13 protein-coding genes are annotated in these 13,285 nt (G+C 56.1%); 8 read left to right on the forward strand and 5 right to left on the reverse strand.

The window, feature by feature from the left end; genetic code table 11:
* Nucleotides 1-214: 214 nt before the first annotated feature.
* Nucleotides 215-655 carry a DUF6918 family protein gene (locus IEU99_RS10325; protein ID WP_123958949.1) on the forward strand — a complete coding sequence of 147 codons (441 nt, stop codon included), beginning with the start codon at nt 215-217 and terminating at the stop codon, nt 653-655.
* A gap of 49 nt (nt 656-704) precedes the next feature.
* On the opposite strand, the gene gyrB is transcribed toward IEU99_RS10325, so the two are convergent.
* From gyrB to dnaA, 5 genes are all read right to left on the reverse strand, one after another.
* Nucleotides 705-2,750: a DNA topoisomerase (ATP-hydrolyzing) subunit B gene (gyrB, locus tag IEU99_RS10330; protein ID WP_128888923.1), complete on the reverse strand. Its 2,046-nt coding sequence runs from the start codon at nt 2,748-2,750 to the stop codon at nt 705-707.
* Between the two features lie 93 nt (nt 2,751-2,843).
* Nucleotides 2,844-3,419 carry a DciA family protein gene (locus IEU99_RS10335; protein WP_123958945.1) on the reverse strand — a complete coding sequence of 192 codons (576 nt, stop codon included), beginning with the start codon at nt 3,417-3,419 and terminating at the stop codon, nt 2,844-2,846.
* Nucleotides 3,412-4,584 carry a DNA replication/repair protein RecF gene (gene recF, locus IEU99_RS10340; RefSeq protein WP_128888922.1) on the reverse strand — a complete coding sequence of 391 codons (1,173 nt, stop codon included), beginning with the start codon at nt 4,582-4,584 and terminating at the stop codon, nt 3,412-3,414. The genes IEU99_RS10335 and recF overlap by 8 nt, the downstream gene beginning before the upstream one ends.
* Before the next feature lie 12 nt (nt 4,585-4,596).
* Complete coding sequence (dnaN, locus tag IEU99_RS10345; protein ID WP_123958940.1) at nt 4,597-5,781, reverse strand: DNA polymerase III subunit beta; 1,185 nt, start codon at nt 5,779-5,781, stop codon at nt 4,597-4,599.
* A 568-nt stretch (nt 5,782-6,349) separates the two neighbouring features.
* Nucleotides 6,350-7,861 carry a chromosomal replication initiator protein DnaA gene (gene dnaA, locus IEU99_RS10350; protein ID WP_123958938.1) on the reverse strand — a complete coding sequence of 504 codons (1,512 nt, stop codon included), beginning with the start codon at nt 7,859-7,861 and terminating at the stop codon, nt 6,350-6,352.
* An 802-nt stretch (nt 7,862-8,663) separates the two neighbouring features.
* Between dnaA and rpmH the strand changes: the two genes are divergently transcribed.
* The 7 genes from rpmH to IEU99_RS10385 all read left to right on the forward strand — a co-directional run bounded on the left by rpmH (nt 8,664) and on the right by IEU99_RS10385 (nt 13,284).
* On the forward strand, nt 8,664-8,807 hold the full coding sequence (gene rpmH / locus IEU99_RS10355; protein ID WP_123935783.1) for a 50S ribosomal protein L34: 144 nt from the start codon (nt 8,664-8,666) through the stop codon (nt 8,805-8,807).
* A 26-nt stretch (nt 8,808-8,833) separates the two neighbouring features.
* Nucleotides 8,834-9,193 (forward strand): ribonuclease P protein component, encoded by a 360-nt coding sequence (rnpA, locus tag IEU99_RS10360; protein WP_123961166.1) that lies wholly within the window; start codon nt 8,834-8,836, stop codon nt 9,191-9,193.
* On the forward strand, nt 9,147-9,464 hold the full coding sequence (yidD, locus tag IEU99_RS10365) for a membrane protein insertion efficiency factor YidD (protein WP_128890742.1): 318 nt from the start codon (nt 9,147-9,149) through the stop codon (nt 9,462-9,464). Before rnpA ends, yidD begins: the two co-directional genes overlap by 47 nt.
* A 15-nt stretch (nt 9,465-9,479) precedes the next feature.
* Nucleotides 9,480-10,439, forward strand: a complete 960-nt coding sequence (yidC, locus tag IEU99_RS10370; RefSeq protein ID WP_128890741.1) for a membrane protein insertase YidC — start codon at nt 9,480-9,482, stop codon at nt 10,437-10,439.
* Nucleotides 10,440-10,569: 130 nt separating this feature from the next.
* Entirely contained in the window at nt 10,570-11,268 is a 699-nt protein-coding gene (rsmG, locus tag IEU99_RS10375; RefSeq protein ID WP_371869489.1) for a 16S rRNA (guanine(527)-N(7))-methyltransferase RsmG, read from the forward strand.
* A gap of 34 nt (nt 11,269-11,302) precedes the next feature.
* Nucleotides 11,303-12,274 carry a ParA family protein gene (locus IEU99_RS10380; RefSeq protein WP_123961162.1) on the forward strand — a complete coding sequence of 324 codons (972 nt, stop codon included), beginning with the start codon at nt 11,303-11,305 and terminating at the stop codon, nt 12,272-12,274.
* Nucleotides 12,271-13,284, forward strand: coding sequence for a ParB/RepB/Spo0J family partition protein (locus IEU99_RS10385; RefSeq protein WP_128890739.1), 1,014 nt, complete (start codon nt 12,271-12,273; stop codon nt 13,282-13,284). Before IEU99_RS10380 ends, IEU99_RS10385 begins: the two co-directional genes overlap by 4 nt.
* Nucleotide 13,285 lies beyond the last annotated feature (1 nt).

Consider the following 13,285-nt stretch of genomic DNA (forward strand, 5'->3'; position numbering starts at 1 on the left):
CAATATGCTTTGCTCAGAATACTTCATGCAAGTACCCCACCCCCACCCTTATTGTGAGGCTGGTGTGAAAGCTGATAACATTTGTGACTGTTGTGATTACGGCGAGGCCGGTGAGTGCTCGCTGTGGAGGAAGAATGACAACGCCTCTCGCGGCCTTCGAACCCAAACGAAGGCCGCTTCACCTTTCTCCACCAAAAACCACTACGCTTGTGCCATGTCTGATTTCACCGATCTTTTGAATAAGCGCGAGGCAGTTGCCGAAGATCTAGCGCGCTTTATCAATGAAGCCGTCGCACGCCAGTCCGGCATCACCGGCGTCGCACTCAAAGGCGCTGTGGCCGCAGCCAAGAAGGCAAAGCCCGGCATCGTAGAAAAAGGTGCCCACGCCCTGTTGCCAGAGCTTGTCGACGCCCTCGACCCCCACTGGCTGCAGTACAAGGCGAACCTCGGCGAATCCTTTGGTCAGTACCTAAGCCAAAACCAGCGAGAAGTATGCAACTCGCTGCTTGAGGTAGCCGACCGCAATGCCAAGAACATTGACGTCCCCGGCCTTGATAAGGCCTATAAGTCTTTGCGCGGCAAGGCAGAAAAGATCTTAGGCCCAGAACTCCAAGGCTTAGGCGATCTGCTCGAAAGCCACGTCGAAGAACAATAACGCAGCACAAAGGCCCGGAATATTCCGGGCCTTTGTTTCGTCGAAAAGCTTAAATGTCCAAGAAACGGACGTCGCGGGCATTGCGGGTAATAAAGCTGCGACGAGCCACTACGTCATCGCCCATGAGGATGCTAAAGAGCTCATCGGCTGCGGCAGCATCATCAAGATTCACGCGACGAAGGGTGCGCACACTCGGATCCATGGTGGTTTCCCACAGCTCCTTGGCGTTCATCTCGCCCAGACCCTTGTAGCGCTGAATGCCATCGTCCTTGTTGATCTTGCGGCCGGCAGCCAAGCCCTCGGCAAGCTGCTCATCGCGCTCGCGATCAGAATAGGCAAAACCGGGCTCGCCCTTTGCCCACTTGAGCTTGTACAAAGGCGGCTGCGCCAAGAAGACGTGGCCGTGCTCAATCAGTTCCGGCATGAAGCGGAAAAGCAGGGTCAACAGCAGCGTTGCAATGTGCTGACCATCGACGTCGGCGTCGGCCATGAGCACGATCTTGTGATAACGCAGCTTGGAAATATCAAACTCATCATGGATACCGGTGCCAAGGGCAGTGATAATCGCCTGCACCTCGTTATTCTTGAGCACCTTATCCAAGCGTGCCTTTTCCACATTGAGGATCTTGCCTCGCAGCGGCAAAATCGCCTGGTAGAGCGAGTCGCGGCCGGACTTCGCCGAACCACCTGCGGAGTCACCCTCCACGATGTAGAGCTCGGATTTCACCGGATCCTTGGAACGGCAATCGGCCAACTTACCTGGCAAACCACCAAGATCATTCGCAGACTTACGACGCACCAGATCGCGTGCCTTGCGCGCAGCCACACGAGCATGGGCAGAAGACACAGCCTTAGAAATGATCGTCTTCGCCTCAGCAGGGTTGGCATCGAGCCAATCCGACACATGCTCATTGACCATGCGCTGCACAAAGCCCTTGACCTCGGTATTACCCAGCTTGGTCTTGGTCTGGCCCTCGAACTGCGGGTCGGCCACGCGCACAGAAATCACCGCTGCCAAACCTTCACGGCAGTCATCGCCGGTGAGGTTCGGTTCTTTATCCTTTAACAGCTTGTGATCGCGGGCGTAGCGATTCATCAACGACGTCAGCGCGGCGCGGAAGCCCTCTTCGTGGGTGCCGCCCTCGAAAGTGTTGATGGTGTTGGCGAAGGTGTGCACGCTCTGGGAATAGCCAGAGTTCCACTGCATGGCCACCTCAACCTCATGCTCCTCACCCTTGCCCTCGAAAGAGACGATGGAGGGGTGGATCGCAGTCTTGGTCTTATTCAGGTGCGCGACATAATCTTCAAGGCCATTGGGATAGTAGAAGGTCTTTTTCTTTTCCTTCTTCTTCTCCGGCTTGGGGGCATCGAGGTTCTTATCGCCGTCCTCGTCGAGCTTGTCTAGAGAAACATTCTCGGCGGTATCACCGGACTCTGCCAGCGCTTCGAGCTCGAGTTCTTCCTCGGTGGCGCGCTTATCGGTCAAGGTGATGGTCAGGCCCTTATTCAAAAAGGCCATCTCTTGGAGGCGACGCGAGATCGTTTCGAAGCTATAGGTGGTGGTCTCGAAAATCTCGGGATCAGCCCAGAAACGCACCGTGGTACCCGTGCCGCGGGCATTGCCGCCTTCGACCAGGGGATCTGGCACCGCATTATTGAAGTTTTGCAGCCAGTGCTTGCCATCGCGCTTAATATCGGCCTCGACGCGCGTGGACAGGGCGTTCACCACAGAAATACCAACGCCGTGCAGACCACCGGAGACGGCATAAGACTCAGAGTCGAACTTGCCGCCGGCGTGCAGTTGGGTCATAACCACCTGCACCGTCGGCGCACCGGTTGGGTGCATTTCGACGGGAATACCACGGCCATTATCAACGACCTCAATACCACCATCTGCCAGGATGGTGACGTCTACGCGGTCGGCATAGCCCGCCATGGCCTCGTCTACCGAGTTATCCACGACCTCCCACACAAGGTGGTGCAATCCGCGCTCGCCAGTGGAGCCGATGTACATGCCCGGACGCTTACGAACCGCCTCGAGGCCTTCGAGGATGGTAATAGATGAGGCGCCGTATTCATGCTGAGCGTTAGCCACGAAAGATTGCACTCCTTGTTTTGCAGGTAAATAACCTGTTCTAGCTTACACGTTGAAGATGGTACGTCCCTGTATTAAGCCACAGTGACAACCCTATCCGTAGGTGTCTCTTGGGCCACGGCCTTTCACATGCAAAGGCCCATGGCGCCAACTGGGCGTTTTTGGCCCGAAAATGCGCAGCTCGGTGATGATATCGGGGCCAACTTCGGCATTGATTTTCTGCAGAATCTGCCGTTGCATCAAGCGAAGATTCGAAGCCCAGGCCGTGGAATCACAACTTAAGAAAAGCTTTTTATCCTTCACCATCTCGACTTTGGTGTGCTTTGCTACCTGCTCGCCAACGAGTTCTTCCCAATGGCCGAACACCAAAGCGCTGGCCATTTCCTTTTGCCAGCCGCGGCGACGAATCTCACGCTGGATCACCTGGCCGATGCCTTTGACATTGGAAGCCTTGGGCAGCGCTCTGCCATCTTTGCCGGTGGGCCTGCCGATAGGCGGCCGGGGCTGAGCCTTGGCATCTGAGCTTGCAGGACTTTCAAAGGAGTCCATGGAGCGGGCCTTGGCATTCAGGCGTGGAACATAGCCTCCACGGCGCTTCGCCTGGGCACGCATCTGCTCAAAGGCTGCAGCAATGGGATCATCTGCAGCACTCGAAGATTGCTCACTCATCAAGCACCGATACCCTTGCTTCTCCTCGATCCTGCATATTCACATAATGGCGATGCACCTCGTGGGCATCTAAGCCCTCAGGCAGATCATCGCCCACAGCAGCACTAATGATCACCTGCTCGGCTTCTTGGGTGACTTCCACCAAGCGCTGACGGCGCTTGGCATCGAGCTCAGCAAAAACATCGTCAAGCATCAAAATGGGTTCTGTGCCGCCGGCTCGCAGAAGCTCAAATTCCGCCAAACGCAGCGCAAGAGCCATCGACCAGGTTTCGCCGTGGCTGGCAAAGCCCTTGGCCGGATAATTGCCCAAGAGCACATCCAGATCATCACGATGCGGGCCTACCAAAGACATGCCACGTTCAATTTCGCGCTGGCGCTTTGCACCAAGTTCCGCCAAGATCAGTGCCTCAAGCACCTCCGTGGAATATTCGGTGGAATCAATCTGGCTGATATCCACCGAGGGGCGATACTCCACCGAGGCAGGCCGCGACTCCGGGGCAATGCGCGCATAGGCATCGTGGACCAAAGGCTTTAAGGATGCGATGAGTTCGATGCGCGCCAACATGAGCTGCGCGCCCAACATGGCTAATTGCGCATCCCAAGTATCCAAGGTCAATAGCGCAGCATCATCGCCACCATAGCCGCGGCGCAAGGCGGCCCCTGCGGATTTCAGCAGAGAGTTCCTCTGCCTGAGAACGTGCTGATAATCAGCCTTGACCCCTGCGAGGCGAGGCCTTTTCGCAGCAATCACGTGATCCATGTAGCGGCGGCGTTCTTCGGGTTCACCGCGAACTAATGCCAAATCTTCAGGAGAAAACAGCACGCTTTGCACCACGCCGAGCAATTCGCGTGGGCTTTTAAGCCGCGTCCTGTTGATCTGCGCCAAGTTCGCACCCTGGCGCTTGAGCAGCAGATGCGCCGTGAGCTCGCGGCCATGGTTGACCGCGGTGGCAGAAATCCTGGCCTGTTGCATGCCCTGCCGAATCAGCGGGGCATCGTGTGATACGCGGTGCGATCCCAGGTGCGCGATGGTGCCAATGGCTTCGAGGATATTGGTTTTACCAAAGCCATTGCGCCCCACGAATAATTGCACCCCTGGCGCTAGGTCAAGCTCACAGTGCTCCCAGGAACGGAAGTCATGTAATTCCAAATGCCGTAGGTACACCGATGCTCACTTCTAGCCCGGCAGGCGCACAGGCATGAGCAAGTAGGTGTAATCCGTTTCCGGGGTGGGGAATACACCCTGCTCATCGCGGCTTGGCATCTGCTCTGGTTCAGGCACCAAAATGGCTGGACGCGAAGGCTCATTAAAGCCAAATACCACGTTTTCCGTGCCAAGGGAGTTCAGGCCTGTCTGCAGATAGCGGGCGTTGAAGGCGATGATGAAGTTATCCTCGCCCGAGTATTCGCACTCCACCATTTCCTCGGCGTGGCCTGCATCCGAGGCGCCGGCAGACAAGATGAGCTGGCCTTCGCTGAATTGCAAACGAAGCTGCGCGCCGCGGTCAACCAGGGTGACGCGCTTGATGGCAGAGACAAGCTGATTGATATTGACCTTGGCCACCGAGGTGTGGGTCTTAGGTAGCAGCGGTGCCACGTTGGGGAAGTCTGCGTCCAACATGCGCATGGTGGTTTGGCGATTACCGTAGTGCAAGCCGAACAGCCCTTCGGCGCCGATCTGCTCGCCGGTGCCCACGGCGATTTCTACCTGCTCATCGCCGGAAACGCTCAAGGTGTGGGCGTGATCGCTTAAGTTCTTCGCCGGGATCAAAAGCTTGGCTTTGGCCTGCTCTACCTGCGGCAGCCAGCGCAGGCGGCGCTGGGCGAGGCGGAAGCGGTCGGTGGCAGTCAAGGTGACATTTTCGCCGTCGATTTCCATGTGGATGCCCGTGAGCATGGGCAAGGTGTCATCGGAACCAGCGGCGGAGGAAACCTGGGAGATGGCTCGCTCGAATAGCGCTGGGCTGAATTCGCCGGTGACCTCAGGCAACTTCGGCATCGGAGGATAATCATCAAGCGGGATCAAGGGCAGCTCAAAGCGCGAGGTACCGCAGGTAACTTCCAGGGAATTACCGGCAACCTTCATCTCGATGGGCTTGCCAGGAAGGCTGGAGATGATCTCTGCCAGCAGGCGACCTGCCACCGCCACGGTGCCGGTCTGCTCGATATCAGCGCTCGCACGCACCTTGGTGGACACTTCGTAGTCGTAGCCAGCTAATTCGAGCCCCTCATCGGTGGCGCTAATGAGCATGGCTCGCAGCATTGGTTGCGTGGGCTTCGTGGGCAAATTACGAGCTACCCAGCCAACGGCGCTGGCGAGTTCATCTTTGCCAACCCGGAATGACACCGCTTGTGCATCCATGCTTCTACCCCACAGCTCCTCGGATCTTGATCAGATTTTTGTTATTCGCGGCAGCGCTGACTGCCACAAGAATTACAAGACCTAAAGTACCTGCGTTTCACACGCAGCCAAACTTTTGTGATTTAGCAACACCTCACGCTCACCGCCTCACAATCCCCAGCCCCTGTTTCTACTAAGAGAATTACTAGAAATTTCGTTGGTAGTAACAGTAAGTCCTGTGCAAGGTGTGGAAAACACATGTTTTCTCAAGCTCAAGGCGCAAATTACACCTGTGGGCACCACTGTGGAGATTTTGTGGATAACTCATAGCGCTTGTGGATAACTTTTTGGCTCAAGCAATCTTCCACAATCTTTCCCCAGTACACAGCGCTGTTGTGCACATGATCTGGGTAGTTATCAACAGCGCAGTTTTGTGGAATTCTGTGCGCACAATCACTAACTACAAGCATGTAATTACACAGGTGTGGATAACTCTGTGGAAACTGTAGAAAACCCAGTTATCCAGCAAAAAGAGCAAGAAAAAACCCCGCCGAAGCGGGGTGTGGTGAAAATGTTGAGCTAGGACGCGCTAGGCGTGGCCATTGCCCTTGATGCGCGCGGTAAGTTTTTGGATCTCATCATAAGTATCACGCTTTTGGGTGATTTCCTTGCGGATCTTATCCACCGCGTACAACACCGTGGTGTGGTCCTTACCGCCAAACTGCTCGCCAATTTTCGGCAGCGATAAATCAGTTAATTCGCGGCATAGATACATAGCCAACTGGCGCGTATGCGCCACCGCGCGAGTTTTGCGCGAGCCACGAATATCGCGTTCTGGCACATTGAACATCTTTGAGGTTTCTTCAATGATGCGATCCGCTGTGACCTCCACAGATTCCTGCTCGGGCATGATGCTTCGGAGCGCATGCTCGACCGTATCCATGGTGATGGGCTCATTATTAATCGAGGAATAGGCATTGATACGAACAAATGCGCCCTCGAGCTCGCGGATGGAGGTATTAAAGCGGCTGGCAATCAGCTCAAGCACATCCCTGCGCATGGTCACGCCACTGGCCGCTGCCTTCTTTTCCAAGATGGCGATACGGGTTTCCAGATCAGGCGGATACACATCCACAATCAACCCGGCCTGGAATCGCGTGCGAAGGCGATCCTCCAAGGTGGTGAGTTGTTTCGGCGGGCGATCTGAGGAAAGCACAATTTGCTTCGATGCCTGCTCAAGGGCGTTAAAGGTGTGGAAGAACTCCTCCTGTGTTCCCTCTTTGCCCTGGAGGAACTGGATATCGTCCAGCATCAAAATATCCACCGAGCGATACCGGCGCTTGAAGGATTCCTGGCGATCATCGCGCACAGAATTGATGTAATCGTTGGTGAATTCTTCGCTGGAGACGTACTTGATTTTCAAGTTCTGATTGAGCAACTGCGCATAGTTGCCAATGGCGTGCATCAAGTGCGTCTTGCCAAGGCCAGAACCACCCCAAATAAACAGCGGATTGTAGCTTTGTGCTGGCTGTTCAGCCACAGCATTGGCAGCAGAAAACGCAAGTCGGTTGGAATCCGACACCACGTAGTTTTCGAAGGTGTAGTTGGGGTTGAGAAGCGCTAGATCATTGGGATCATGCGCAGGAGTCTCGCGCGGACGCAGCTTTTCCGGCTCTTCTACATGAGAGGTAAACCAGCCTGGCTCCGGGGCTTTAGGTTCGGGCTGCGCCGGTGGTTGTTCCACTGCAACAGGCTCAGGGGTGATAGCGGGTGCGCTGATCTGCGTTGGCGTGGCCGGAGGTTCCGAGGCCGCTTGAGTATCGACCGTGACGGCGATGCCGAAGGGGCGACCCATCTTCGCGCTTAATACCCGGTTGATATAGGGGGCGAGATCCTGCTCAACTGTCTTTTTTGCTGCCTCGTGAGGGGTGGAAAGCACAGCGATGCCCTCGACGAGCGCTACGGGCTTAATCAGGTTGAGGTTGGCGAGCTGTCGGTGGGATAGCTGCGGAATCTCACTTGCGGGGTCGGCAGAGGCTTGGGTGAGTTCTGCGACCACTTCGAGCCAGGTTGCGCCCAGTGCTTTGGAGCCTTCCGTCACTGATGGGCCTTCCTTCCAATTGGCGAGCAGGGAACAAGCGGACAATCTGTTCGATAGCGAAGCGTTTGAGGGCAAAAACTTGTGATTTTTCACAGTCGCTTCTCCACCGAGCAACTCACAAGCTTTTCGGTGCCCTGAGCGGGTAATCCACAACTTTGTCCACAGTTGTGGATAAACATTATCCCCCGAGAGTATCAACAGTTATCCACAGGCTATCAACAACCCTGTGGAAAACCCATCTCCACCGATTGAGGGTGTTTCACCTGCGGAAATTCCGAAAATTCGAACAACATTCAAGCGATTCTTGAATGTTATCCACATCTTTTAGATTCCACACCTTGTGAGGTTTTCTCACACATATTGTTACCTGCTTGAACGTTGTGGTGTCTAAACGAACATTGAGTGGAATAGCGTTGAACGCCATGAATTTAAAGCAAGGCTGGCGCCTGTGGGCCTACTTAGTTTCCTGACCGGCGCAAGCAGGAATAACGCCTGTTGTAATTACAAAAATGTAGTTTCAGGGGTAAGGGTGGGGGTTCGGCGTGTCAATTTGCCCAGGGAGAAAAATCTCACGTAGTCTATTGGGGTCTATCACGGAAAATGAGGCGTTTGACCCAAACGCCGTTTTATTTTCTCCGTGCTTCAAGTGCTTTAGGGTCGCTGGCATTTCGGCACAACCTCGGTTGGCATTGGCGGCCTAGCACTTGCTTGGAAATTTTGTTCCAGACGCTCCAGCGGCTACGGCTTGCCGAAGGCTCTAGCCCCGCCGGTGTGTCTGGCACCAACGTAAAAGGAGAACACTGTGGCAAAGGGAAAGCGCACTTTCCAGCCCAATAACCGTCGTCGTGCTCGCAAGCACGGTTTCCGCACCCGTATGCGTACCCGTGCCGGTCGCGCCATCGTGGCTGCTCGTCGCCAGAAGGGCCGCGCAAAGCTCACCGCATAAGCGCGTTTTTTCAAGAACCTAAAACGGTGCTTCCCCCACACCTGAAACTTCCGAACTCCGAAACATTTCGGAGGACTATTCGACGAGGATTCAGGGCCGGGAGAGGCACCGTTGTTCTGCATCTACACCACCGCGAGGATGAGCTTTGCGGTAGCTACCATCCTCGCTTTGGCCTGATTGTGTCCAAGGCCGTGGGCAATGCAGTGCTTCGGCACCGCACCTCAAGAAAACTTCGCGCACTCATCTTGGCGCATATCGACGCCTTCCCCGATCAAGCAGACATTGTGATCCGGGCGCTGCCGAAGGCAGGGCAGGCGGATTTCAAGGAGTTGGAAACAGATGTGCTCGCAGCACTTAAGAAAATCCAATCCAAATCTGCACGCTAAACGCACTGGTTCTCACAGGCGCTCGGGGCTGAATGCAGCGCTTATTGCTGCGGTTCGCTTTTACCAAAAGCATCTTTCAGGGCTTAAGATGGGTGCTACGTGTCGTTTTGATCCAGTGTGCAGTTCCTATGCGCTCCAGGCGTTAGAGGAACACGGTGCTTGGCGCGGCATTTTGCTTAGCGGGGCGCGCATTGCAAAATGCGGCCCGTGGCATCCCGGTGGTTATGATCCGGTGCCACTCAAAGCCTTTGGGCACTCAATACCTTCATAGGAGATTTGTTCGACAGTGCTGAACTTTATTTATTGGCCGATCTCAGCAATCTTGTGGTTCTGGCACAAGGTTGTGAGCTTCGTGCTCAACCCAGATTCGGGTTGGTCTTGGGTGCTCGCCATCGTGCTGCTCACCTTTACCATCCGTTCCCTGCTGGTCAAGCCCATGCTCAACCAGATGCGTTCTATGCGCAAGATGCAAGAGCTGCAGCCGCTGATGCAGGAAATTAAGAAGAAGTATCCCAACGATCAGCAAAAGCAGATGGAGGAAACCCGCAAGCTCCAAAAGGAGATGGGTGTAAATCCTATTGCTGGTTGTTTGCCTGCCCTGGTGCAGTTGCCGGTGTTCATCGGCCTGTTCCACGTGCTGCGATCCTTCAACCGCACCGGTACCGGAACCGGTCAGCTTGGCCTCTCGGTTGAGCAAAACCGCGAGCTATCCAACTACATCTTCTCCCCCGAAGATGTGCAGTCCTTCCTGGACGCCCGCGTGTTCGGTGTGCCGATTTCCGCCTACATTTCCATGCCACAGGACATGTACCAGGCCTTCAAGCCGGTGGACTTCACCCGCACCGACATTTTGTTCGTTGCCGTGCCGCTCATCGCGATCATTGTGCTGGCAACGCACTTCAACGCACGCCTCTCGGTGAATCGCCAGGAGCGTCGTAAAGCTGCCGGCCTGCAAAAGGCCCCGGCCAATGATCAGATGGCCATGCAGGCAAATCTGATGAACCGCATGATGCTGTGGTTCCTGCCCGCCACCATCTTGTTCACCGGTGCGCTCTGGCACATCGGCCTGCTCTTCTACATGGTGAGCAACAACATCTGGACCTTCTTCCAGCAGCGTTGGATCTTTGAAAAGATCGATGCTGAAGAGGCTGCAGAAATTGAAGCCAAGAAGGAAGCAAAGCGCGCCACAGCCCCGCAACCCGGCCAGCGCCCAAATAACCCCAAGCGCAAGGGCAAGAAGAAATAAGCCTTTGAAGCTAAAGAGGAAGCCGTCACCGAAGCTGGTGGCGGCTTTTTGCTGCTCACAGAGGCCCTGCCCGGCCGTGCTAGCGTTAGTATCCGTACCGCAGCCGTGGGAGAAAATGAGGAAGTTTCACGTGAAACAATCTGCTGAAAGCCAAGCCGGCCAAGAAGGCCCAAACAGCCAAGGCTTAGAACAGGCACCCCCCAAACAAGCCCAGGAGATCTTTGGCGATCGCCTCGACTTGGCCATCGAATATCACCGGCTGCTCGCCACCGATGGATCCGTGCGCGGCTTTATCGGGCCAAGGGAAGTGCCGCGGCTTTGGCAACGCCACATTCTTAACTGCGCCGTGCTCTCAGAGGTGATGCCCGAGGGAGCAAGCGTTGCCGATATTGGTTCGGGCGCAGGGCTGCCGGGTATCCCCCTAGCCATTGCCAGGCCAGATTTGCAGATCACGCTGATCGAACCACTGCTGAAGCGATCGACCTTTCTCAAGGAAGTCAAAGCGGCACTGCACCTAGACAATGTGGTGGTGCTTCGTGGACGCGCAGAAGAAGGTCCCATCAAGCGCGAGGTGCATGGCGTGGATGTGGTGACTTCACGCGCAGTAGCCCCTTTGGGCAAGCTCGCCGGGTGGTCACTGCCGCTGCTGAAACAAGGCGGCGAGATGATTGCCATGAAGGGCTCTTCCGTCGAAGAAGAACTACGCCGAGATGCCAAGCAGATCACCAAAGCCGGAGGCGCGAATGCGCAGATCAGCGTGATTGGCCAAGCGCTGGAAGAGCCCACCACCATCATCCGGATCGCTAAGGTCCGTGAAACACTAAAGTAGTGTTCACCCACTGCGACCACGAGTGAAGGAATCAATGAAGAACTCGCATAGGGATCACGCGTCCACGACACCCGCAGCGCGTCGCGCAGCCCACGGGAGAGGCGCTCGAGGTGCCCAGCTTGCCAAGCCAGAACGCACGCGCAGGCTTACTGTGGCAAACCAAAAAGGCGGCGTAGGTAAAACCACCTCCTCGGTCAATCTGGCCGCAGGGCTTGCCCAAGGCGGGCTAAAGGTGCTCGTAGTAGACCTCGACCCCCAAGGCAACGCCTCCACCGCTTTGGGTGCAGAACACCGCGCTGGCACGCTCTCGAGCTATGAGCTCCTCATCGGCGAATGCACCGCCGAGCAAGCCATGCAGCAATCCAGCGCTAGCGAAAACCTCTGGTGCATCCCTGCCACCATTGATCTCGCTGGTGCAGAAATCGAGCTGGTGAGCATGGTGCGCCGCGAATATCGCCTGCATGATGCGCTCAGCTCCACCTTTATTGAAGAAGCAGGCTTCGACTTCATCTTCATTGATTGCCCACCTTCACTCGGCCTGCTCACCATCAACGCCATGACGGCAGTTGATGAGGTGCTCATTCCCATCCAATGCGAGTACTACGCCCTCGAAGGTGTGGGCCAGTTGCTCAACAATATTGTGATGATCCGCCAGCACCTGAACTCAAACCTGCATATCTCCGCCATCTTGCTCACCATGTACGACGGGCGCACCAAGCTGGCAGAGCAGGTAAGCGAAGAGGTCCGCGGCCACTTCGGCGATGTTGTGTTGCGCACCAAGATTCCCCGCTCCGTCAAAGTGTCCGAAGCGCCCGGCTACGGCCAAACAGTGCTTTCCTACGACCCAGGTTCACGCGGTGCCATGGCCTATGTGGATGCAGCAAGGGAATTAGCAATCCGCGGCGATTATCTGCCCGGCCAACATTCCGGTGCCGTGGGAATTTCAGATGAAGCCAGGGCCATTGAAGATCAACTCAGCCGCGAAGAAGAAGGGGCAGCCGAATGAACCAGGAACCACGCAAGGGCGGCCTCGGACGCGGGCTTGCAGCACTGATTACCTCCAGCCCGCAGGCAGGAGAACGCCTAGGCAATAACGCCGCCGATATCGTCATCGGCCGCTCGCAGGCACCCCAAAGAGATGAAACGGGGGCTCGCATCAACCCCATCTTGGCCGAAGCAGCCGCCAAAGATGGCGAGGTTGTGCAGCAAGAAGAGGCCTTTGGCGCTTCCTACCAGGAGGTTCCCATTGGGCTGATCCTGCCCAATGAGAAGAACCCCAGAAGCGTCTTCGACCAAGATGATTTGGCCGAGCTGGTGCACTCCATCAAGGAGTTCGGCCTGCTCCAACCCATCGTGGTGCGCCCCGTTGATGGTGGCCGCTTCGAGATCATCATGGGTGAGCGTCGTTGGCGCGCAGCCTCGAAGGCGGGCTTAAAGGCCATTCCAGCTATCGTGCGCGCCACCAGCGATGAGGACATGCTGCGCGATGCGCTATTGGAAAATATCCACCGCGTGCAGCTCAATCCCTTGGAAGAGGCGGCAGCCTATCAGCAGCTCCTTGAGGAATTCGGCGTAACCCAAGCCCAGTTGGCAGACAAGCTTGGCCGTTCGCGCCCGATGATTACCAACATGATTCGCCTGCTGGCCCTTCCGGTGCCGGTGCAGCGAAAAGTAGCCGCCGGTGTGCTTTCCGCCGGCCATGCGCGCGCCCTGCTCGGGCTCAAACAAGGCGCCCAGGCCCAGGAAGACCTTGCACAAAGGGTGGTGGCCGAAGGCCTTTCGGTTCGCGCCACGGAAGAAGCCGTCACCTTATTAAATCGCGGTGAGGCACCAAAGCCGAAGGTCCGCCAGCCACGAGAAACCCCTGCCTTTTTAAGCCAGGCAGCAGAGCAGCTTGCCGACGACCTGGACACGAAAGTAAGCGTGAGCATGGGTAAGCGCAAAGGCAAGATCGTGGTGGAATTCGGCGACCGCGACGATTTTGAGCGCATCATGGAGCTTCTCCACCGGAACTGAT

The sequence above is a fragment of the Corynebacterium pelargi genome (genome assembly GCF_014635485.1).
Lineage (GTDB): Bacteria > Actinomycetota > Actinomycetes > Mycobacteriales > Mycobacteriaceae > Corynebacterium > Corynebacterium pelargi.